Here is a 21,952-nt window from a genome sequence, read left to right on the forward strand (position 1 = left end):
ATCCTCAGAGCGTCTGGCGAAGCTGGAAGGCGGCCTCGAAGGTCGCGAAGGTCGGCTGCGCGATCGTCGGCACCTGCTGCAGGCGGCCGATCACGGGCGGGTAGCGGTCGTCGTCGAAGGGGCAGAACAGAACCTGCCCCCGCCGGCCGGCCACACGGGTCAGCTCCCGCAGCTGCGCCGCGTCGGCGGCGGTCAGCGATCGGAAGGCGAAGGTCAGGACCTGGGCGGCCTCCAGCTCGTCCACGGTCTCGAGCCCGCTGCGGTCATTGCGCTGGACCACGCTCGGGTCCTCCCAGGCGCTTGACCATCCATAGGAGAAGTTCCCGCGCTGCGGCTGCCAGGTCGGCCCGGCCCAGGCCCTGCCGAGGTCCATGAAGCCTGGATCACCGGCGAGGGAGGCCGCGTTGAGGTCGAGCCGCCAGTGCCGCGCCGTCACGGGCGCGGCCAACCGATAGGCGTGCGTGCCGTAACCGGGCTGCCAGCCGCCGGGCACATCCCCCGTGTCGAGTAGCCCGTTGCCGCCGGGCGTCGTCAGATCGAGCTGATGGTGCACCGTGTCGGTCGGGTGCATCCAGCCCCGCGCCTCGCCGTCCTGATCGAACCCGCCGGCATCCGTGGGCTGGGCCAGCGCCAGAACGCCGACCTCCCGGGCCGCGCCGAAGTCGACCAGCAAGGTCGCGGCCGTGATGCCCTGCGCCGTCCGCCAACGGCGGCGCAGGGGCGGCTCGACGAGGCGCGATGCGCCCTGCCCGGGCACAAAGGAGGATACGCCCAGCGCCGCCGTGGAGCGGTCGCACCAGTTCGTCCAGGAGAGCGCGGCGGGCATCAGCCGATCACCGTCAGGTCGACGCTGGCCCCGCGGAGAACGCGGCCGACCACGCGGACCCTGCGCCCATCGGCCAGGCCGTAGCGGGGCCAGACCACCCACAGCTGTGCACCGAGAGGGATGGCATAGCCCTCGATTCCGACCGTCATGCGGTATTGCATGACGCCGGCGCGCATCAGCGACAGGATGTTCAGCCCCAGGCCCTGCGCGTCGCTCGCTGCGTCGAAGAGCGAATCCACGGTCAGGTCCAGCGCCTGCGCGTTGCGGGCCCGCCGCGAGGGCTCGGCCACGGGAGGGCTCTTGCGGGAGGCTTCCTGGAGCTCGAGCCGCCGGGCGTCCGTGATCGTCGGCGACGAGACGATGTCGGTGCCCGAGAGCGGCGTCCAGTTGCGGCGGTATGCGACCGTGACCCGCCAGGCGATCGATGTCGCCTCGATCGGCGTCACCTCCTCACGGATGACCGTGCCATCCAGCAGGAGCCCGCCCGGGCCTTGGGCGAGAGAGACCCGCCCCACGGTTACGAGACCACCGCCATCGTCGCCCCACCAGAAGATGCCGCCGGCGGCGAGCCGGGTCAGAGCCTCGGCATGGGTGATCTGCTCCGCCAGGACGATGCCGGCCGCGCCCGGGGCGACGGCTTCGGCCGCATCGAAGGCGCCGGCGTCGACCGGCATGCCGGCCCTGGAGAGGATCCGCCGCATCATGCCGGCGAGGCGCTGGCTGTAGCCCGCCGAGGCATCGCCCTGCACGTCGGCGGTGACCGTGCCGTCCGGGCTGGAGCCCAGCCGGATCCAGCTCCCGTCCGAGGTTATGGACCAGTCCCAGGCTCCAGCGGTCGGCGATGTCCCCGCCAGGACCGCGCGGCTGACGCGCATCGTGCCCGAGGCGACCGGCGCGCCGCGAACCTCGACGGAGACGATGGCCTGCACCTCCCGCGCATGCACGCGGTAGATCAGGAGGGCCGCATCCTCCAGCACGAGGGAGACGCCACGGCAAAGCCCCCAGACCTCCGGGATGGGCTTGCCAGCCAGGTCCGGCCCGCCGTCGGCGCCGCCCGTGCCGCCGTAAAGCGCGAGCATGGGCTGATCGAGCACATAGGTCAGGTCGCGTGCGCGCAGCCTCAGCCGGTTGCTGGAGGCGTCCGGCGACCAGTCCTGCCCCACGCCGCGGAACAGCGTCTGGCGGGCCGCATGCGGGACGCTGGGGTGCGCCAGCATGGAGAGCGCGAAGGGCTGCCCATCCACCGCCAGATCGCGAGCCGGGCCGTCCCAGGCGCCATCCGCATTGTCGATCGACAGGTCGCCGATCGCACGCGAAACACGGCGCTCGCCGTCCGGGCGGAGCGGCAGGTTGTGGTCGATGCGGACGACGCCGAGGCGACCCTCGAAATGCGTATTCGGAAGGTCGTCATCCTGGGCCGAGGTCCAGTCGCGGTCGGACAGCCGGATCACGACGGATCCGCCTGCGATCGCGAATGTCGGATCCGCCATGGCGCGATCGGCCAGCACGTCCATCTCCTCCTCCACGGTGTAGGCGCCGTCGGTGGCCTGGGCCTCGAGCAGCAGCACCGCGCGCGAGACGACGGGTCCGCTGACCAGCGCGAGGTCGATGGCGGGGAGGATCAGCTCCTCCTCCGGCGTGGCCCCCATCGGGAAGCTGGCGAGGGCGCCGCTCATGCGCTGGCCCGCAGGTCGTTGGCGCGGCGGAGCTCCTCGGCCAGGCGATCGAACTTCGCCGTCTGCGCGCGCAATTCCTGCTGGAGCGCCACCACGACCTGAGACAAGGCCGTGACCGTTGCGGCGCTGCCGCTCTCTACCGCCTTTTGCAATCCACTCTGCGCCTCCCGCAGGCCGTAGTTGCCGACCTGCTGGCGGGTCATCGATTCCAGCCCAGCATAGGCTGTGGTGGCGCCGCCGTAGATGTCGCGGCCGATATCGAGCAGCGAGGACGCCGCGCCGGTGATCGACGAGGCATCGCCGCCCGATAGAGCGCCCCTGAACTGCCGCTGCGCCTCGGCGAACCTCTCCATCGGCGACAGGCTGCTGCCTGCTCCAAGCGCCTGCCCGTTCAGCCAGTCGAGGACGCTCTGCGCGCCCTGCCGCTGCTGATCCGCGATCTCCTTCTGCGTCCGGCTCAGCTCGTCCGCCGCGCGCTGCGCGATCTCGATCCGCTGCGCCGCCAACGAGGCCTCGGTCTCCGCGATCTTCTTGGCCGCCGTGCCGGCATCCAGCTCGAGCATCGCCAGCGCGTCCGACAGGCTCTTCACCTGGGCCGCCGCCTGCGCGTCGAACTCGATCAGGTCCGCCTCGTTGCCGCGGCCGGTGGCGCGCAGGGTGCGCGTGACGTTGCTGCGGTCCAGCTCCGCCAGCGACTGCGCGCGGTTCTGCCAGAACTCCTGGCCCTGCGTGCGGGCCAGCTGCGCCATCGTCGCGGTCACGGTGTCGCTCGATACGCCGAGGGACCGGAGCTGCTCGCGCAGCTGGTCCGCCTCCGAGGACAGCCCCCGGAGCCGGTCGGCCGTGGCCAGGCCGAGGATCTGGTCATACCCACTCCCGCCCCGGCTGCGGATGTCCCGCGCCGTCAGGGTGCCGGTGATCGAGGCCACCTGCGCGTCCCGCTGCCCCTGCAGCTTCGCGATCTCCTCGTCGCGCTTGGCGACCAGCTTGTCCGTGGCCAGCGACAGCTCGTTCGACTTGTCGATGATCGGCTGGTACTGGTCGCGGACAGACTTGAGCGACTGCGCGAAGGCGCTGGTGGCATCCGTGCCGTCCTGGAGCGATTTCCACACGTCGTTGTAGAAGCTCAGGTTCTCCTGCAGCTTCTCGACGGTCGGGCTCGCGTCCAGAATGCCCTTGTAGTCGCCCGTCGCCGCGTTCCGGAACTCGTTCAGCAGGAAGCGCGCGGCTTCGTCGGCCAGGGACTTCGCGCCAGCCTCGTCGTTGCTGAACTGGTTCCGCTGCTCGCCGACGCGCAGGTAAAGCTGACCCGGCCCGTCGCCCCTGCTGCTGGTGACGCCCACCGCCGCCGAGGTGTTCAGCCGCACCCCGCCCAACGCATCGCCCAGCTGGCTCGCCAGACTGGCGATCTGCTGGACGGCAGAGGCGGACTGCTCCTGGTTCCCGGCGCTATATCGGTCGCCGCCAAGGCCTCGATAGAAACTAAGCCCGGAATCCAGGTTGACCGCGGTTTCCTGGCCTTTGCCAGACGGCTTCTGGCCGGGAAGGAGGGCGCCCGCGATCGCCAGAACGGCGGCGACGATGGGCGCGGCCGGACCAGTGAGCAGCGAGGCGGCCATGCCCGTGCTGCTGATCAAGCCCGCGCCGACGCCTAGCGAGGTGGCGCCGGCCGCCATGCCCAGGGCTCCACCGAGGGCCGAGCTAGCGCCACCGATGCCGCCGCGCTGGATGCCGTTGTAAAGGCTCAGTCCGCCCAGGCCGATGCCAAGGCCAGCGCCGAGGGCGTTTGCTGCGGTGAGGCCGCTAGCCCCATCATAAGCTGCACTGGCAATGTCTCCGCCAGCATATCCGACATTGCTCGGGATGATCTGGTAGTTCAACGCGTTGTTGAGCCAGGGCATCCCCGTGTTCGCGAACGCGCCCGGCGTCGTGAATGCGGCCCCCAGATTCCCGAAGCGGCCGGCTCCGGTCAGCGCCAGGGACTGGGCCGCCTTGTCGCCGGCGGCAGACCAGCTGCCCGCGGTGCTGGCCACTGCCGCGCCGCCACCAAACAGGTTGCTGAAGGAGAGGCCGCCAACTCCATCGGTGCCGCTGCGGCCACTGATCGCACCCAGGCCGAGCCCAGAGACGATGGGCGCGATGATCGGCCGGATGACCAGCTCGGCCGCGATGCGCGCGACGGTGCTTTTGGCCGTGCGCTCAACGCTCTCCCAAACACCCTTCCAGCCGTCCTTTGTCTTGTCGAACAGGTCGGCGAAGCGATCCGACGAGTACCGGACGATGTTGTCCGTGGCCGTCTGGTTCGCGCGCTCGATCTGGTCGGCCTGGCGCTCGGCCTCGCGGCGCGCCTGATCCGCCTGACGCTCCGCGGCACGGCGCTGCTCCTGGCCGGTAACGGCATCGAGGGCTTGCTGAGTCCTATCGATCGCCGCTTTGTACTGATCCTCGCTGATCCGGCCCTGATCCTTCAGCACCGTCAGGCGCTCAACCGTCTGCGCGCGCTGCTCCTCTGCCGTCATGGTGCGCGTGATCGTGGATTCGGCCTCGCGCAGGATTTGCTGGTACTCGCGCTCAGCATCCGTCAGCCGCTCGGTGGCGGCCCGCGCACCCTCTCGCGCCGAAGCCGGCGGCGCGTCAGGCGGCGTCGGCAGGTTGGTCTCCAGATCCGTCCGGGCCCGGTTCAGGTCCTCGATGCGCTTGTAGGTCTCCTCAACCTCGCGCCGCAGGGCAGCCAGGTTGTTCCGTGCATCGAAAAGGCGCGCGGAGAGGTCGGTGGACTGGTCGCGGGGCACCGCCTGCCCCGTACGGCGCAGCTGCTCATTCAGCCGATCGTCGGCTGCCGCCTGGCGCTCCAGGATCTCCAGCTGACGCTCCTGCTGGGCGATCTGGGTGATCTGGAATTCCTGCCGGGCACCGGCCGCGCGCATCTCCGTGTTCACGCTTTGCAGCAGTGACGATCGCTGGGCCTCGGCCAGCTGGCCGGCACTCCGGGCCGCACCCGCAAATGCGGCAGCCACCTGGTCGATGACCTCCGTCGCGCGCTGCCCTTCGGTCCGCATCGTGTCGAAGGCGGCCTTGGCCGCAGCCTCCGCCTTGTCGGCTTCGCTCTCGATCCGGCCGGCCGCCACGGCCACCAGGGTGAGCGCGGCCGCGGCCGCGGCGCCGGCCGGCCCCCAGCCGGCGATCAGCCCGGCGACGGTGGACGCCGTGCCGGACAGCGAGTTGGCAGTGACCGCCAGCTGGGTGCCGATGCTGACGATATTGCCGATCTGCCCGGCAGCTCCGGCCGCAACCGTCGTCAGACGCTGGGCCGCCGTGGCCTGTCCCGCCATGGCCGTCACCTCGGCCTGCACCGCCGCGGTGTGCTGCTGGCGGGCCGCGACCACCGACTGCAAGGACACGACATTGCCCTGCTGCGCCGCTGTGAGCTGCTGGGTCTTTTCGACCAGCGCGCCCGTGGCCGCCGTCGCGGGCGCGAGCGTGGACGGGATCTTCGCGACCTCGGCCGAGACCTGGGCCGTCGCCTCGGCAGCGGGCTTCGCCGTGTCTACCACCCGCTGAAGCGCGGCCGCGCCGACGTTGCCGATCTCCTCGAGCTTCTCCTTCGCACCGTCCGCGGTGACGCGGATGTCGAGCGCGACGCCGCCGCGGGTGCCGCTCATGCCAGCGCTTCCTCGACATTGGAGCGAAGCTCGGTTTCGGCCTGCTGACGCACGGCATCGAGATCCAGGAGCTTGGGCACCCGGGTCACCCGCAGCAGCAGGAAGAACGGCGTGCCCGTCTTGGCGCCCGGCTGGAACAGGACGGCCAGCAGGGCGCCAGGGCGGGCCTTGCTGGGCAGCAGCCGGATCTCCGCCCGCGCCTTCTTCTCGGCGCGCCGGGCGCCGCGCGCGATGCGGCGGTGGGTATCGACGCTGACGATGTCGGCCTTCAGGGCATCGGCGGCGTCCTGCAGACGGGAGAGCTTGCGCTTCTGGCCGCCCGGGACGGTGCCGCCCTTCCGGTTCACGGTGGTGGACCCGAACCCCATGTCGATCGCCGCCTTGAGGGCGATCACCAGGTAGCCGCTCCGGCGGGGCAGGACCGTGCCGCCCTCGGCGAAGGCTTCATGGAGGATCGCGGACTTCGAGAAGACGAGCGAAGCGGGGCGCAGGGATTTCTTGCCCGAGGGCGGGTAGTTCTCCAGCCGCCAGGCCTTGTTGAGGCCCATGCCGAGCCCGGCCGCGTCCACCTGCGCGCGCAGCTTTCCCTGCGCGCTCTGCGCCGTGGCGCCCACGGCGCCCTTCAGGCGATCCTTCACGCCGCCGGCGCCGTCCAGCTGCTCCGCCAGCACGGCGGACAGGCTCCCGGCGATATTCACGCTGGCCGTGAACATGGGCTGCACCTCCGATATGATGGGGCGCCTCGGCGGTGCCGAGACGGGGGACGAGACGATGCGAATGACCCTGCTGGCCGTGCTGGCCGTGCTGGCCCTGGCCGCGTGTGCGGCCCCTCAGGCGCCGCAAGTGGCGCCGCAGCAGGTCGTGCCGGCCACCGCCACTGTGGCGCCGATGACGGAACTGGAGCGGCGGGACGCGGCCATGCTGGCCGAGATCAGAGGCGGCGCAGATTCGCTGGAGTCGGCCAGGCGGTATGCCGCGAGCAATGTTGCGGACGGGTTAGCACCACCGCCTTCCCCGAACTGGAGGCCGAGGCCTCATCTATCCCGCAGAGAAAACCTCGCCGCGGCCGAACGTAGTCGGCTGCTCTCGGTCTGGGGGCGCGACACTGTCACCCAATCCCAGGAACGTCGGGCCGCATATCTTGAAGAAGCCCGTCAGCGCCAACGTGCCGCGGACGAAGCCTACTGCCGCAGCCTGGCCGGCGAGGTCGGCACCATCGGCGTCCCGCCGATCGAGAGCGTCGCCCGGCAGGCCCTCGGTATGCAGCAACCCTACGAGGGCACCGCGTATCGGTCCTGCTTGCTGGGCTTCTCGCGGGACCGGGCGTGGATTGGAGCGCAGTGATGGGGGAGGCGCCTGCGCAAGGCTGTTTGAAGCTGACATCGCGAAGCGGGGCTAACCCTCCCCGCCCTCCAGCTTCTTCAGCCGCGCCTCCACCCCCAACAGGTAGGTGAAAGCCTCCATCGTCCAGGCGGCCTGCTCCGCCGTGCCGCCGGCGTCCGGCCAGTAGCGGAAGCCGCCGTTCGGGTCGCGGCAGACGTACCAGAGAGCCACGAAGTCCTCCCATTCCGGCGTGATGCGCTCCCGCGGGTTCTCGTCCCACTCCTGGCCCGCGAGGAACCACTTCTCGTCCGGCCCTAGTGCACCACGGCAGGCCCCTGGGTCGCGGGCGAGGGCGAGGCCGATGGCGAGTTTCCCTCCGCACGCCGGTCCATGCGGGTCAGCGCATTCGCGCGGTAGCCGAGAGCGGTGAGCTCCTCGCCCGGAAGCTGCTCCAGGAGATCGTAGGGCACGAGGCCGCGCACCTGCCGAAACTCGGGCAGGCCCGGCCCCTCCCAGCCGCGGAGGCAGTGCCGGGCGGCCACCCAGGGCATCGCCTCGAGGTGCTGCTGCCGCTGGGCCATCAGGGCCGCATAGGCCGGCGCCGAGGCGAGATGCGCCTGCACGGCCTTCAGCGCCACCTGCGCCGCAGGGTTCCCGGGCTCGGCGGCGGCGAGGTCCATCGCCTCCAGCAGCGCCTCGGTGTTGCTGGCGCCGGACGCGCGCACGGCCTCGCGGAGGGCGGCCAGGGCCACCTCGTCGGTCGGCCAGGTGCCCGCCTCGCGTGAGAGCTCGGCGCGGTAGGCGATGCGCTCGCGCCAGGAGAGCGGGGCGAGGAGATAGGTGCGCGGGCTGAGGATGTCCTCGCCCTCGGCGTCCTTGCCCAGGACAGGCGTGAAGCGCTCGACGTCGCGGGTGGAGGTGACCGGGGCGTCCATGTCACACCTCCTCCTTCGGAGCCGGCGCCGGCGGCCGTGCCGGTCGCGCCGGCGCGTCATCCACCTCCGCCGTGACCTCGCCGGCCGGATCGGCGAGCAGCGCAATCTCGCCGAGTTCCTCGAGCACGGCGTAGCGCTCGGGCGGGATCACGCCCTTCGCGTCGTGCAGGGACCGCATCCCGCCGACCAGGCGCAGGCGCAGGCGGGCGCGGTTGACCCATTCCAGGGTGACTTTCTTCGTCGTCATGGGGCGGCTCCTAGAAGGCGCAGAGGAAGAGCGGCGCGCCGGCGAGGTTCGCCTCGGCGCGGATCTGATTGATGCCGAGGCCGCCGCGGTCGCCGGGGTCGCCGCCCATCTGGCGGATGGCGGGCTGCGCGATGGAGAAGCGGTTGCCCGCCGCGGCGCCGATGATCGCGAAGAGGCTCTTCGTCGTGCCGGCCTTGAAGTCGGCGATCAGGGCGACCTGCTTCGTCGTGTCCACCGAGGGGTCGAGCGTCGTGACGACGCTGCGGCTCAGGATCACGCCGGGGTCGAAGCCGTCGGCGGATTCCGGATTGTCCGGCATGACCACCTGGTTGCCGAGCGCGAAGCTCGCGGTGCGGCAGCGCATGAGGTCGCCGCCCAGGCGGGCGCGGCCGTTGACCCAGACGGGCAGGGAGACGGCCGTGCCGAGGGTCAGCGCCGTGGGCAGCGAGGCCGTGGCGACGCCGATGAACTTGCCGCGGAAGGTGAAGGCCAGCATGCCGGAGTTGCCGGAGGTCAGGTCCAGCCGCACGTCGCCGAGGAGGCCTGTGAACTTGTAGACCAGCCCATCCTCGTAGGCGTAGAGCGTGCCCCACTTCATGGAGGCCTCGTCGTCGATGGGCCGGTACAGCACGTTGGGCGGGATCGCCACGGTGGTGCTGGTGTCGAGCGTCGCGCCGAAGGTCTCGCCGAAGAGCGCCACCTTGCCCGTCGTGTAGTTCATGATCGGCGAGATGGCGCCGTCCGCCGGGTTCACGGCGAGGATGGCGGGCAGGCCGCGATAGGCCTGGGCGGTGGTGCCGTAGCCCGTGCCGAGCGTGGCGGAGCTCGTGCTGCCGGCGGTGGCGGCGGCGGCCGCGACGCCCACGGCGTCCACGACCTCCTCCATGCCGCAGGCCTTCAGCAGCTTGCCGAAGGCGGGCGGCGTCCCGGCGGCGCCCGAGCCGCGCAGGGGCACGTTGATCGTGATCTGCGGTTGGAAGGCGCCGACCATGCCGGGGGCCGTGTCCAGCGATCCCGTGAAGCTCGGGTCCTGGATCATCTGCGGGTTGTAGGTGAAGCTGCCGCTGCCGAGCACGAAGTCGGCCAGCGCGGGCGAGCCCGCGATGGCGTCCGTGCCGGGCGTCGTCTCCACCTTGAAGGCGAAGGCCGAGAAGCGCTTGCGGGTGTGATCGCCAGCCATGGGGCTCTCCTGTCAATCGATGTAGGGGTGGCCGGACGCGGTGACGCACCGCACCGTGAAGGGCTGCGTGAAGTCGCCCGCCGGCAGGGCGCTGTCGCCCACGTCGTAGAGCCGCGCGCCCTCGCCGCCGGCGGCCAGCACGTCGGACAGCCAGGTGCCGTTGGTCAGGCCGTTCAGCGCGCCATGCACGCGGGCCCGCAGGGCGTTGATGGCGATGCGCGCGGCCGTGTCGCCGCCGCGGAGGCCGGAGGTCGCGTAGCCGGAGACGACGAGCTCGATCGCATGGTGCTCGGCGCCGGGGTCCATCTCGAGGTCCGGGGCGGGCGTGCTGCCCTGGTTGAGGACCAGGCGCGGCCGCTCCTCCTCGTTCACGTCGGAGCGGCGGTCGACGTCGAGCGGGATGTCCGGGATGGCGGCGCGCAGGCGGGCGGCCACCGCGTCCATCGCGGCGTCCCAGACGGTGGTGGGCATGTCAGATCCTCGGGATGGCCGACGCCGAGCAGTCGACGATCCAGCTCGTCCGCTCGTCGTCGAGATCGGCGCCGTCGACGGAGAGCTGGTCGCGGTCGAGCATGAGGCCGTCGCGAATCTTGATGATGTCGCCGCGGGCCGGCTTAAAGGCCAGCACCGCGACCGGGATGCTGGCCTGCGCGCGCCGGGTCCTGACGCCGTTGCCGCGGCCGGTGTCCAGGGGCTCGACGGGCTGCGAGAAGATCACGCGGATGCCCGGGACGATGGGGCTGTTGACCGGGTGGAAATCCACCAGCGTCGACAGGTTCGGGTCCGCATGCAGATCCGCGGCCATCTGCTCGAAGGCGTTCATGGGCAGCCCTCATGCATGGGGTGGCCGGCAGCCACAGGCCGCCGGCGGGATCAGCAGCGGATCAGGTGCGCCGGCCCTGGATCAGCACCTTCGGGCGGGTGCAGTAGTGGATGGGGTTGGTCTGCACCTCGAGCTCCACGCCCTTGTCGTTGCGCATGATCATCTGCTTCGCGTAGCGACGCTGTCCGAGGGTGTTGACGGTCTCGACATAGTCGGCGGGGCCGTACACCTGACGGAACAGGCCGGGTGCGCCGAGCGGGAAGATGTGGCACTTGTCGGTGTGGACGAAGGCGGTGGCGCCGACGCCGCCGCGGTAGTTCTCCCAGACGATGCCGCCGAACTCGAAGATGCCGTAGCTGTCGCGGTTCGGCCCGATATACGCTTCGCGCAGGATCTGCGCCTCGTTCCAGCCCTTGTAGGTCTCGCGGACCTCCGGATGCTTCAGCAGGTCGTCGAAGAAGTTGTCGCCGCAGAAGGCGTGCAGGCCCGTGAAGGGCGAGCCTTCCAGGATGCCGGACTCCTGACGGATGACGCCGGTGCACTTCGCGCGGAGCGCGCCGTCGACCGGATCGGCATTGTCGAGATCGAAGTCGATCTCGGTCTCCGCGCTGACTCCGAACTCCGTGAAGAGGTTCAGCGTCGAGGCGTCCGCATAGGTGACGATGCCCTTGATCGCGCCGGCGCGGCTGTACTCCTCGGTCGCCTCCAGCGACTGGTCGTGGATCGCCAGGCGCTCGATCACCTTGCCCTGCACCGTCTCCACCTCGGTCTCCGAGCCGAAGGCGCGCACGCCCTGGACTTCGTCGGCCATGATGGCGTCGTCGATCTGGAAGTGCGGGATCGCCAACGATCGGACCGTGCGCTTGCCCTTGTCGATCGTGACGCCGGGCCCACCGCGCGGCGTCGGCGCGATCAGCACCAGGATGCCGCCCTTCTCCTCGATCGCGATGGTCGTGGTGGCGACGCTGCCGCCCTGGAACAGCCCCATCTTGCCGATGCGGCTGGGCACGTACTTCAGCTTGTTGATGGCGTCCGTCAGCGGGACAACCCCGAAAGCGTCGCTCTTGAAGACGTCCAGCATGGGACCGGTTCTCCGTGAAAGCGGGCGGCGCTGCGCGGCGCCCTATGGGTGGAAGGGAGGTCGCCCGCCGGTCAGCGGACGATGATGCCGCGGGAGGCGAGGGCGAGGATGCCGGCGGCCTTCTGGGCGTCCGTCGTGTCGGTGTCCCAGCCGAGGATCTTGCCGTTCACCTCGGCCTGCCGGGTGATCGCGGAGATCCGCGCGGACTCGCCCGCGCCGGTCGTCGCGCCGTAGAGCGCGATGGCGCGCGGCACCGCGAGGCCGTTCGCGCCGGCGGGGTCGTAGGCGCCCCAGAGGTAGGCGCTCTCGCCGCCGGTGACGGTGACCAGGAAGCGGTCGCCCACCACGAAGTCGGTGGCGTCGGCGATGGTGAACTTGATCTCGCCGGTGAAGGCGACGGCCACGGTCGCGACGCCGACCACGTTCCCCTCGGGGTCGCGCACCTCGAAGGTGCCGGCGTTGGAGGCGGGCTCGGTGCAGACCACCTGGTAGGTGCCGAGCTTGGCCGCGGCGGACAGCGCGGGATCGGCGAGCGTCAGGTCACCCTTGCCGCCGCCCGGGCTGGCGGTGACCGCGGCGGCCATGTTGGCCACCACGCCGTAGCGGCCGAGCACGGTGCCGGGCACGACCGTCTGGCTGGCGCCGATGGTGATGTTGTCGCGGGAGATGGCCCCCGCGCCCTCGGACAGCAGGAACTCGGCCGCGTGGCGGCCCTCGGTGAAGGTGACCATCTGGCCCTCCTGTGCTGGTGTTGCGGAAAGGCGTGGATCAGCCGCCCACGCGGGCGTTCTGGCGCTCGATGTGCTTGTCCCAGGACGCGGCGGCGTCCTTCTTCGGGGGCTGGCCGGGGCCGGGGCCGATGTTGCCGGTCGTGTCGGCCTCCATGCGCTCGCGCAGGCTGCTGCCCTTGGGCGCGGCGGCGAGGATGTCCTTCGCGGCCGCGGCCTCGATGCCAGCGCCGATCAGCGCGTGGGCCTGCGGCTCGCGGCCCTTCGTCTCCTCGAGGGTGAGGATGGACCTGGTCCGGTCGCGCTCGGCGGCGACGCCGGCGGCATGGCCTGCCTTCTCGCCCGCGGCCTGGCCGGCGGCGAAGCCCTTCTGCTCCGCGGCGGTCAGGGCCTTCTCGTGCTCCGCGCGGGTGATCGTGTCCTCGTCCATGGTGGTCCGTGCTCCTGTGCTGGGCCTGGTCGCGCCGGGCCGGGGGTTGCGGGTGGTGGTGGAAGACAGGCGGGCGAGCGTCTCGTCGAAGCTGCCCATGCGGTCGGCGAGGCCGAGCTTCACGGCCTCGGCGCCGATGAAGGTGCGGGCCTCGGTGGCGCGGGCCTGCGCGGCGGTCAGGCGGGCGCCGCGGCCCTCGGCGACCGTCTCGAGGAAGCGGTCGTAGAAGGTCATGACGTCGCGCTGCAGGTCGGCCGCGACCTCGGCGGAGAGCGGGCCGAAGGGGTGGCCGTCCACCTTGTGCGCGCCGGCGTGGATCAGCGTGGCGCGGATGCCGCGCTGGGCCATCTCGGCCGAGCGGTCGAGGTGCAGCATCACGACGCCGATGGAGCCGACGATGCTGGTGGGCGAGACGACGATCTCCTGCGCCGCACTCGCGATGCCGAAGGCCGCGCTGGCCGCGACGTCGTTTACCACGGCGACGACGCGCTTGCTGGCCGCGACCTTCCGGATGGAGGCCGCGAGCGCGAACATGCCGGTGGCCTCGCCGCCGCCGCTGTCGATATCGAGCAGCAGCGTGTGGATCTTGGGGTCGGCGCCGGCGGCGCGGATCTGCGCGCCGATCCCCTCGTAGCTGGTCAGGCCCGAGCTCGCGTCCAGCCAGGCGCCGCGATTCACCAGCGAGCCGGTGACCGAGACCATCGCGACGCCCTTCTCCTGGCGGAACAGCGAGAAGTCGCGGTCGGGCGCGGTGCGGGATCCGGTGAAGCGATCCGCATCGATGCGCCCGCCCGCGAGCGCCTCGGCCGGCACGTCGATCGTGAGCTTGCCGCCCATCCGCTCGCCCAGGACGGCGGCGACGATCTCCGCCTTCTGGGGATGGATCAGCAGCGGCCGGCCATAGAGCCGGTCGGCGACGTGCACCAGCGATGTGGACATGGCGCTATCCCGCGACGATCGCGAACTGGCGCGGCTTGCCGCCGCGCGCGAGAGCGCAGGCGCGGGTCAGCCGGTCGATCTCCGCCTTCAGCTTCGTGGCATCGGAGGGCGTGTAGCGGACGCGGCTGCCGTTGGAGGACTCGACCTCCTGCACCTTGGACCCCTGGAGCAGCGCGTAGTAGGCGGGCTGCAGCAGGGCGAGGACGGCGCAGGGATCGTCATAATTCACGGCGTCAGGCATTCTCATGATCCTCCTGCCCAACCTTCTGGTCATCGCTGAGCAGGGGACCGCCAGCATATTCGCCGGCCACTCTCTCATACGAGACGGAGAGCGGCCGTGCGATCTCGCGGAGGAGCCCGGCGACGTACTCCTCGAACTGCCGGCTCGACACGTCAGGCATCCTCCCGCTCCTCCTCGTCCACCTTTTCGCCGCCTTTGTCCTCGTCGAGCGGCGGTCCGCCGTTGTGGCCGATCTGCGCGGCCGGCTCCGGCACGCCGGCGGCCTTGCGGATGGCCATGGCGCGCGCCTTCTCGGAGACCGTGTTCTCGTAGCTAAGGCCCAGATCCTCGGAGACGCCGATCTCGCTCATGACGCCGAGCGCGATCCAGATCTTGTGCGCCTCGGCCAGCTTCTTGTCGTCGGGCTGCGGCTTCGGGCTGCCCTTCCACTCCGCGCGGCAGGCCTCGGCGCGCTGCGCGTGGAAGCGCTCGATGCCGCAGGGGAAGTCGATCCAGCCGCGGTCGATCTCCTCCTCGAGCCAAGCTTCGTAGGCGGCCTGGCAGAAGGGCGCGACGATGTTCTGCCGCCGGTCCAGCGTGGTGCGGAAGATGTCGTCCGCCGCCATGCGGATGGAGCTGAACGTCACGCCGGCATAGTCGCCGGTCATGCTCTCGTAGGAGATGCCGAGCGCCCGCGCGATCTCGCGCAGGAGCATGGTGGCATAGTCCTTGTAGTTGCCGTTCGGCGTCTCGGAGCCGTGGAACTTCAGCTCCTGGCCGGGGAAGAGATGCGCGAGGCGGCCCGCCACGCCGACGTTGATGCTGGCCTTGTCGTTCCAGCTCGCCTGCGCCTCGAACCAGGCGTCGAAAGGCGACATGGCGCCGCCGGCGACCTTCGCCTGCTCCTCCGGTGTGAGCAGCGCCTGCAGCACCTCCTCCGTCGGTGCGTCGCCGGTGATGGAGGCGGCGAAGACGCTCTGGATGATGGCCGCCATCAGCGTGGCGTTGGAGAGCTGGTCGAACTGCCGCGCGACGGCGAGCGCGGGCACGAGCGGCGAGATGCCGCGGGCCTGCCCGACCATCCCGTCGAAGGTGTGGACGATGCGCGGCCGCCCCATGGCATCGCGCGCGGGGACGCGGACCTCGCTCTTGCCGAGCCAGGGATCTTCCCGGCCGATCAGGTAGCCCAGCGGCAGGCCGTCCGGATCCTCGTAGACGCCCTGGCGCAGCCGGTTGAACGCCTCGGACTTCTGCGAGAGGCGGTGCGGCGCGATCAGCCGCACCTTCGTGCCCCAGGTGCCGCCCGGACGCTCGCGCCAGGGCAGCTCCGACAGGTGCTCGCCGAAGGCGAAGTAGTTCAGCAGGCAGGCGCCCTGCATCTGGCCGAAGTTGCGCCGTCCCTCGACGTCGCATTCGTAGGGGCGCGAGGCCCAGGAGCGGAAGCGGCGCTCGATCTGGCGGGCCAGCGCGCTGGCCTCGACCTCGGTGATGCCGAGCGCCTCGAAGTCGGGCTGGGCGTTGAGGCGGAGCCCGTTGCCGACCGTGTTCGCAACCGCCTGCTTCAGCCCGCCGGCGATCCAGCCGACGTTCTGCATGAGGTCGACGGTGCGGGCCGCCGCGTCCTTCCAGCCCGCGCTGACATCGTCCTGGATCGGCCGCAGGGCGGGACGCCAGCCCGACATGGTGATGCCGCGGACGCCGCGCATGAACTCCGAGCGCGGGCGGCGCTGCGCCGCGGACGTGTCGGTGGGTGCCGGCGCCGCGTGGCTGCGCCGGAAGAGGTCGCGGATGCCCATGGGTGCCTACCGGTTCAGCCGCGCGGCCATGCCGGCGAAGCGGTTGCGGAGCGAGGCCAGATGGTTCGGCGGCGGCGCCAGTGGCACCGGCGAGGGCGGAACGGCATCGCCGAGCGCGATGGGCGGGAAGGGCTGCTCGCGCGGTGCGGCCTCGGGCAGGGCCACAAGCCGCGGGCGGGCCGCCGGCGGCGCCGCATCCTGCCCCTCCGGCGTCGCCACCATCGTGTTGCGGTCCCACTCCTCGGCCCAGCCCGGCGGCGTCTCCCAGCGGATCTGCGGCACGCCGTGCAGGCGGGACAGCGCGTCCGTCATCACCATCAGGTCCGTCGCCTCGTTCCGCGCGGTCGTGACCACCTTCTCCCAGGTGCCGTTGGGCTTCCGGCGCTCGGCCGCGAGCTGCTCAAACCAGCTGTCGCGCACTCCGAGCTCGCGCAGCGCGGCCGGGAAGTGTACGTAGCTGGGCCCCGGGGCGGCGACGGCGAGCTGCATGGCGAGCGCGTCCTTCAGCAGGAACGGGTTGAAGAAGAGGATCGGCACCTGGCCGCGAAGCGCGGCCTTCCGGTCCTTCCGCACGGCCTCGGGGTAGCCGACGCGGTAGCGGGGCGAATCCACCGAGTTGCCGCCCTTCATAGGCAGCATCGTCCAGGCGTCGTGGCCTTCGATCTTGCCAAGGCGGCGGGCGAGGCCGAGGCGACGCGCGCGCATCCAGGCGGCGTAGGCCTGCTCCGTGACGCCGGGCTGGCCGCCGGAATCCCAGCCCACGGCACGGACCCGCATCACGCGGCCCGAGCCGTCGGCCAGCGGGTAGGCGAGGCCCGCGAGGAGACGCATCAGGTCGTCCCAGGCGGCCACACTGGTGGCCGTCTCCGCGGGGATGGCCCGGAAGTCCACCACCCAGGTTTCACCGGCGACGCCGACGCCGCGGGTCTTCAGCTCGAAGCGGTTGCCCTGCACGTCCACCGACGTGAAGAGCGCGCGCACCCCCTCCGGCACGACGCCGAGCGAGAGCCGCGGCTCCGCGCGCTCGGCCACCACGGCGGCGTCGATGGCGCCGACCTGACGCTCAGGCGCATGGGGCAGGCCCCAGCCCTTCACCATCACCTCGCGCAGCGCGCTGTCCTCGCCGGTCTGGTCGAACTGGCGCCTCGCCTGCTCGCGCGAGGAGGCGAGGCCGCCGATGCCGCCCATCGTCACCGGCGACATCACGCCGAGGAACCAGAAACCGGCCGTCCTCGTCGCGATCGCGGCGCCGGTGACGGTGCCGTCCTTCGCACATTCCTCGCCCTGGCAGATCCAGCGGCCGGTCAGGTTCATCGCCCGGCGCTGTCGGTCCTCGATGCCTCCCTCGCAGATCGGGCAGAGCAGCCGCGCCATGTCGGCGATCTCGTCGAGCGGCGCATCCCGCTCGTAGTGCAGCACCATCTGCCGCGGCGTGCCGGGGTGCGGGCTGGAGTAGCCGCCGCAATGCGGGCACTGCCACCACCAGGTCCGTCGGTCGCTGCCGCGATAGACAGACATGATGCCCTTGGCCCAGTCCTTCCTCGGGTCGAGGCCCGCAGCACGGTCGGGGTGCGACATGTAGAGAATCTTCGAGGCGCTCTCCGACGCCGCGACCTGGACGCGATAGTCCATGCGATTCTTCGTGTCGCCGAGGGATTCGCTCCAGGCGTCGAACTCGTCGGCGACGATGCGCGAGGCCGTCTTGTTGATGAAGCTGTTCTCGGTGGCGCCGAGGAACTCGGCCGTCATGCGCTCGAAGCGCTTGAAGTGGATGCTGTTGTCGCTGGACCTGCCGCCGAGCCGCCTATTCATCTCCGCGTGGCGCTCGATCAGCGGGTCGAGGCGGCCCTTCACATAGGCGGCGATCGCGGCCTCGTGCTGCATGTACCACAGGAAGTCGGCGGCATCGGTCTCGACGGTCTTCTGGAACCAGCACTCCGCCACCGTGTTCTTGAACACCTGGGCGGGGCCAACCAACGCCACGTTGAGGAAGCGGTCGTCGTCCAGCGCATCCATCGGGCCACGCAGGTAGGGCGCGTCGTCGTGGCTGAACAGCTGGGTGATGCCGCTGGGCTTCTTGATCCAGTAGCTCTTCGCGGCGTGCACGGCGGTCGAGACCCTGTCGGGCGGGAGGAAGCCCTGGAAGACGTCGCGGACGAGGTCCTGCGCGGAGGCGTAGGCCGGCGGCTCAGGCGCTGCCATGGGGGCCGAGGGCGCGCACGAAGGCGATGCGCGTCTGGTTCAGGTCGCGCGCGATCTCGTCCACGACCGCGCGCGGCAGGTTGTGCCGCTGCCCGATGCGGGCGGGGAAGGCGTCGAGCGCCTTGGCCAGGCCGGCGACGGCGGAGTTGAGCTGCATGCGGACCTCCGTCACCGGCACGAGGAGGCCGGATTCGCGCGCCTCCTTCTGCTGGAGGATGCGCAGCCGCATTGCGGCGAGCTGCTGGGTGGGCGGCAGGGCCCTCTCGGCCTCGGGCGGCTCCTGGTCCATCGGCAGGCGGTACTGATCGACCAGCGATTCGTGGGCGCTGGCCTTCTCCGCTTCCTCGGCGCGTCTCGCCTCGAGGAATGGGATCACCTTCTCGGGGTCGAATTGCCAGGCCTCGCCGTTGCGGCCCTTCTGCTCGACCGGAAAGTCGGGATAGCGGCGGAGCAGCTTGGTCAGCGTGGGCAGCGAGCAGCGCAGGATGTCCGCGAGCTCGGCCTTGTTCACGAGGGCCATGGCGACCTCCGACAGCAACAACAACAACAACAGAAGCCGTTGATTTTATTATCAGCGACTCCTTCCTTCCGCGCGTTTGTTTCCCGCATTGTGGCTGGGGCCCAGGGAGGACCCGTGAGCACGCAACATTCGTGCGCGCACGAATGTTGCGTCGAACACCGAGGGTCGCATGGCGAGCTCCCCGAAACGCGAGGCGCCCGGGGAGTTTCCTCCGCCGGGCGCAACTCAAGACGATGAACCAATACAGGCCCGAAACTGGTCAAGGTGTCAAGCAGCGATTTCAGGTGCCGCACCCGCCTCCGCCCAGCCGGCATGCCGGGCGTACCAGTGCAGGCTCCGGCGAAGCAGACGCAGGGTGCGCCGATGGTCCATCGCCAGCTTCCCGGAGCACTGCACGACGCCCAGGCCCTCCACCACGATCATCCGCGTCAGCTCCTCCAGCGAAGCCGGCACCGGCTCACCCTTCACAGGGAAGTCGCTGGCCCAGGCGCGCCATGGCGCGAAGCGCATGTGCTCCGCCTCCAGCCGGTTGAGCCAGATATCGTCGAACCCGGAGCAGGTGCTGGCGGCCAGGTGCTCGCTGAACTGCGAGCGGGCGAGCGGCGCCGCGCCGCCATCGGTCCACACCACGATGTCGCGAATCTCGAGCGCCGCGCGCATCTCGGGCAGCGCGATGCGCCGCCTCTCCCACAGCAGCGCCAGACCATCACGCTTCATCAGACGCGCCTGTCGCTCAGCGAGCCGCATCGTCTCCTGCGCCGCCTCGGCGCGCGCCACTTCGGCACAGGGCAGTTCCTGATGCAGCACGTCCTGGCTGATCCAGGGTTGGACCTCATCGACCAGACGGATCACTCCCACCACCGTGGTCAGCTTCGGCTCGCCCGCCATGCCCGTGTCCGCCATCACGCGCTCCTCCGCCACGGCGGCGGGCCCATGCAGCCGTTGGCCTGCCATTCGTCCATCTGGCGCTGGAGGTCGGTCGGCGGCTGGCTGTAGCTCACCTCGGCGGGCGCGCCGGGCGTGCGCGGCACCTCGCCGGCCAGGGCGCGCGCGATCGGCTGGTCGAAGTAGCCGAGGCCGGTGATCTCCTCGGGCCGCTTCTTCCCCCTGGCCATCACGTCCTGGACCGTGGTGAGGATGAGCTCGCGGTCGGCGCCGGCCTCCATCCAGGCCTTCACCGGCAGCCAGGTGAGGCGCGGATGCGTGAAGCCCTCCTGCGCGATCAGCTCGCGGGCCACGTCCTGCCAGCCTCCCGCGCGCGAGACTGAATCAGTCTTAGATCTTGAACTACTACTACTGCGCGCGCCGGCGCTCGGGGTTTCCCAGCGCTGGGTTTCGTCGGGTTTCGGCACGCCGCCGGGAATGGGCATGATCATCTCCGTCTGCTGACGCCGGAAGCGGGCCTCCTCCGGACTCTCGTTCTTGCGGGGACGGCCGCCGTGCCTGCCGTTGGCGCGGGCCGTGGTGCTGCGGGCGGCGACCTCGCCCAGGGCCGGACAGGTGAGCGCGCCGCCCTCGCCGCGCGCCAGCAAGCCGGTTTGCAGGAGGGTTTCGAGATGGGTTTCCACTTCGGTTACCCGCATGGAAACCAGAAGCGAAACCCGCTCCGGTTCGGAGAAGGGAATCACGCCCTCGGAGGAGGGCGCGGCGAGGATCTTCACGAGCTGGAAGCACAGCCATTTGGCCCCGGCGTCCAGCGCCTTGAACCAGGGCCGCGCCTCCAGCAGGGCCTCGACGCGATCGCAGGTGCAGCGGCGTCCCATGTGCTTCCCTTTTGGTTCAGTTCTAGGTTTCTTGGGTTTTCGGAGCGCGTGATCAGGCGGCTTCGTCGGGCGCTTCGGCGGCCGGCGGAGGCGCCGGCGGCCAGGCGAGCTCGTGCAGGGACCGCAGGCCATCCTCATGCCAGAGCGGCGGCAGCTTAATCTCCGGCGGCGGCTTCAGCCCTAGCAGGATGCGCCGGAAGACCGGCTCCGGCTTCGACACATCCCAGCCCAGCTTGGGCCCGAGGATCAGGGAGCGCTTCACGCCCTCCATGAGCCCGCGCAGCAAGGCCGGGCTCGCGCCCGCCGTCAGCTGCACGAGGTGGTCCACGTCATCGTCGCTGGCGTCGAGCGGGTGCAGGTAGCGCTTGATGATCGCGAATCGCTCGTCGTCGCCCGGCAGGCCGACCGTGATCTGCAGGTGGAAGCGGCGCCACATCGCCGGGTCCAGCTCATCCGGCATGTTGGTCGCCGCGAAGAGCAGGCTGGAGAAGGTCTCGACCTTGCGCAGCAGCGTGGTCACCACCGCCATGCTGCTCAGGCCGGCAGCGCCGTCGCCGGCCTTGCGCCGATCGCGCGCGATGGCCTCGATCTCGTCCAGGAGCAGGATGCAGCGGACCTCCGATTTCTCGATGCCGTCGAAGATCCGGGCCACCGCCTTCTCGCCCTCGCCCGGATAGCAGGAGCGGATGTTCTCGGCGCCGACGCACACCAGCGGCACGCCGAGGCGCGCGGCCACGTGATGCGCCAGCGTCGTCTTGCCGCAGCCCGGCGGGCCGGAGAGCAGGGCCGAGCGCCGGGGCTTGAGCTTCCAGGCCTTCAGCTCTTCCTCGGAGCGCTTTTCGGCCAGCATCTCCGCCAGCGCCTGCCGCGTGTCGAGCGCGAGGATGGGTTCATCGGCCTCCGTCGGCGAGAGCACCGATACGTCCTGCGGCAAGGCATTGCGCAGCCTCTGCACCGCCCCCGCGAAGGGATCGCGCCGGCTCATGCCTCACCTCCCGCGCCGGCATCGCCGCCGTCGCCCTTGCCGGGCTTCTTCGGCTTGGTCCGCCGGAACGCGGCCGGGATGTCCATGCCGTCGCTGCCCTGCGCCGCGCACCAGCCTTCGTCCCAGGCCGCGCGCCGCGAATCCGTATAGGGATTGTCCAGCACGGGCTTGCCGGCCTTCGCGGCGGCGGCGCCCTCGGCCTTGGCGGTCAGCATCTCCTTGGGCGTGGGGCCCGCCTGCTGGGCGGCGTCCGGCGCGCCGGCGAAGGGCGGCGCCGCATCCTCGCCCGGCTGCCCTTCGCCCGCCCCCGTCGGGGGCGGCGGCGGCGGGCGCAGGCGCCGCAGCGCGGCCGCGCCGAGCGGCGTGTCGCCGTACTCGCCGAGCGCCTTCTCGTAGAGCTCCAGCAGCGCGTCGCGCTCCTCGCGCTCCCGATCCTCCATGGCGCGCCGCTTCAGCACCTCGCGCATCGTCTGCTGGTCGATGCCCGCCGACTTCGCCTCGAGGAAGATGTCGCGCTCGTCGCCCTTGAGCGCCTGGATCTCCTCGCGCACGCGCTCGATCCGCTCGAGGAGCGAGCGCAGCCGGTCACCGAAGCCGCCGCCATTGTCACCCATGG

23 protein-coding genes are annotated in these 21,952 nt (G+C 70.9%); 1 reads left to right on the plus strand and 22 read right to left on the minus strand.

Annotated features, from left to right (window positions below; translation table 11 throughout):
• Nucleotides 1-4 precede the first annotated feature (4 nt).
• The 4 genes from AC1ROY_RS19175 to AC1ROY_RS19190 are packed head-to-tail and all read right to left on the minus strand — an operon-like array spanning nt 5 to nt 6,877.
• Nucleotides 5-826: a hypothetical protein gene (locus AC1ROY_RS19175; RefSeq protein ID WP_493150465.1), complete on the minus strand. Its 822-nt coding sequence runs from the start codon at nt 824-826 to the stop codon at nt 5-7.
• On the minus strand, nt 826-2,502 hold the full coding sequence (locus AC1ROY_RS19180) for a hypothetical protein (protein ID WP_493150466.1): 1,677 nt from the start codon (nt 2,500-2,502) through the stop codon (nt 826-828). The genes AC1ROY_RS19175 and AC1ROY_RS19180 overlap by 1 nt, the downstream gene beginning before the upstream one ends.
• Entirely contained in the window at nt 2,499-6,164 is a 3,666-nt protein-coding gene (locus AC1ROY_RS19185; protein ID WP_493150467.1) for an AAA family ATPase, read from the minus strand. The genes AC1ROY_RS19180 and AC1ROY_RS19185 overlap by 4 nt, the downstream gene beginning before the upstream one ends.
• A complete protein-coding gene (locus AC1ROY_RS19190) occupies nt 6,161-6,877 on the minus strand; it encodes a DUF6441 family protein (protein WP_493150468.1) in 717 nt (238 codons plus the stop codon). The genes AC1ROY_RS19185 and AC1ROY_RS19190 overlap by 4 nt, the downstream gene beginning before the upstream one ends.
• A 64-nt stretch (nt 6,878-6,941) precedes the next feature.
• On the opposite strand from AC1ROY_RS19190, the gene AC1ROY_RS19195 reads away from it, so the two are divergent.
• Nucleotides 6,942-7,508, plus strand: a complete 567-nt coding sequence (locus tag AC1ROY_RS19195; RefSeq protein ID WP_493150469.1) for a hypothetical protein — start codon at nt 6,942-6,944, stop codon at nt 7,506-7,508.
• Nucleotides 7,509-7,559: 51 nt separating this feature from the next.
• Here the strand turns inward: AC1ROY_RS19195 and AC1ROY_RS19200 are convergent, their stop codons facing one another.
• The 18 genes from AC1ROY_RS19200 to AC1ROY_RS19285 form a co-directional block, all read right to left on the minus strand.
• Nucleotides 7,560-7,718 (minus strand): hypothetical protein, encoded by a 159-nt coding sequence (locus tag AC1ROY_RS19200; protein WP_493150470.1) that lies wholly within the window; start codon nt 7,716-7,718, stop codon nt 7,560-7,562.
• A gap of 83 nt (nt 7,719-7,801) precedes the next feature.
• Nucleotides 7,802-8,422 carry a hypothetical protein gene (locus tag AC1ROY_RS19205; protein ID WP_493150471.1) on the minus strand — a complete coding sequence of 207 codons (621 nt, stop codon included), beginning with the start codon at nt 8,420-8,422 and terminating at the stop codon, nt 7,802-7,804.
• A gap of 1 nt (nt 8,423) precedes the next feature.
• Nucleotides 8,424-8,669, minus strand: a complete 246-nt coding sequence (locus AC1ROY_RS19210) for a hypothetical protein (RefSeq protein WP_493150472.1) — start codon at nt 8,667-8,669, stop codon at nt 8,424-8,426.
• A gap of 10 nt (nt 8,670-8,679) precedes the next feature.
• Nucleotides 8,680-9,849 (minus strand): phage tail tube protein, encoded by a 1,170-nt coding sequence (locus tag AC1ROY_RS19215; protein ID WP_493150473.1) that lies wholly within the window; start codon nt 9,847-9,849, stop codon nt 8,680-8,682.
• Nucleotides 9,850-9,861: 12 nt separating this feature from the next.
• Nucleotides 9,862-10,320: a hypothetical protein gene (locus AC1ROY_RS19220; protein ID WP_493150474.1), complete on the minus strand. Its 459-nt coding sequence runs from the start codon at nt 10,318-10,320 to the stop codon at nt 9,862-9,864.
• A gap of 1 nt (nt 10,321) precedes the next feature.
• Nucleotides 10,322-10,672: a head-tail joining protein gene (locus AC1ROY_RS19225; RefSeq protein WP_493150475.1), complete on the minus strand. Its 351-nt coding sequence runs from the start codon at nt 10,670-10,672 to the stop codon at nt 10,322-10,324.
• A gap of 61 nt (nt 10,673-10,733) precedes the next feature.
• The gene (locus AC1ROY_RS19230; protein ID WP_493150476.1) at nt 10,734-11,753 is read right to left on the minus strand and encodes a major capsid protein; all 1,020 of its coding nucleotides are present in this window, start codon (nt 11,751-11,753) and stop codon (nt 10,734-10,736) included.
• A gap of 71 nt (nt 11,754-11,824) precedes the next feature.
• Entirely contained in the window at nt 11,825-12,484 is a 660-nt protein-coding gene (locus AC1ROY_RS19235; RefSeq protein WP_493150477.1) for a head decoration protein, read from the minus strand.
• A gap of 37 nt (nt 12,485-12,521) precedes the next feature.
• Nucleotides 12,522-13,850, minus strand: a complete 1,329-nt coding sequence (locus AC1ROY_RS19240; RefSeq protein WP_493150478.1) for a S49 family peptidase — start codon at nt 13,848-13,850, stop codon at nt 12,522-12,524.
• A gap of 4 nt (nt 13,851-13,854) precedes the next feature.
• Nucleotides 13,855-14,091, minus strand: coding sequence for a hypothetical protein (locus tag AC1ROY_RS19245; RefSeq protein ID WP_493150479.1), 237 nt, complete (start codon nt 14,089-14,091; stop codon nt 13,855-13,857).
• A complete protein-coding gene (locus AC1ROY_RS19250) occupies nt 14,084-14,251 on the minus strand; it encodes a hypothetical protein (protein WP_493150480.1) in 168 nt (55 codons plus the stop codon). The genes AC1ROY_RS19245 and AC1ROY_RS19250 overlap by 8 nt, the downstream gene beginning before the upstream one ends.
• Entirely contained in the window at nt 14,244-15,866 is a 1,623-nt protein-coding gene (locus tag AC1ROY_RS19255) for a phage portal protein (protein WP_493150481.1), read from the minus strand. Before AC1ROY_RS19255 ends, AC1ROY_RS19250 begins: the two co-directional genes overlap by 8 nt.
• 6 nt (nt 15,867-15,872) lie before the next feature.
• Entirely contained in the window at nt 15,873-18,068 is a 2,196-nt protein-coding gene (locus AC1ROY_RS19260; RefSeq protein WP_493150482.1) for a terminase gpA endonuclease subunit, read from the minus strand.
• On the minus strand, nt 18,055-18,588 hold the full coding sequence (locus AC1ROY_RS19265) for a hypothetical protein (RefSeq protein ID WP_493150483.1): 534 nt from the start codon (nt 18,586-18,588) through the stop codon (nt 18,055-18,057). The genes AC1ROY_RS19260 and AC1ROY_RS19265 overlap by 14 nt, the downstream gene beginning before the upstream one ends.
• A 267-nt stretch (nt 18,589-18,855) precedes the next feature.
• Entirely contained in the window at nt 18,856-19,491 is a 636-nt protein-coding gene (locus tag AC1ROY_RS19270) for a hypothetical protein (RefSeq protein WP_493150484.1), read from the minus strand.
• Entirely contained in the window at nt 19,491-20,351 is an 861-nt protein-coding gene (locus AC1ROY_RS19275; RefSeq protein WP_493150485.1) for a hypothetical protein, read from the minus strand. The genes AC1ROY_RS19270 and AC1ROY_RS19275 overlap by 1 nt, the downstream gene beginning before the upstream one ends.
• Before the next feature lie 52 nt (nt 20,352-20,403).
• Nucleotides 20,404-21,336, minus strand: coding sequence for an AAA family ATPase (locus tag AC1ROY_RS19280; protein ID WP_493150486.1), 933 nt, complete (start codon nt 21,334-21,336; stop codon nt 20,404-20,406).
• Nucleotides 21,333-21,950 carry a DUF2312 domain-containing protein gene (locus AC1ROY_RS19285; RefSeq protein ID WP_493150487.1) on the minus strand — a complete coding sequence of 206 codons (618 nt, stop codon included), beginning with the start codon at nt 21,948-21,950 and terminating at the stop codon, nt 21,333-21,335. The genes AC1ROY_RS19280 and AC1ROY_RS19285 overlap by 4 nt, the downstream gene beginning before the upstream one ends.
• Nucleotides 21,951-21,952: the final 2 nt, after the last annotated feature.

The organism is Roseococcus sp. GW821-FHT12F05, from assembly GCF_058806835.1.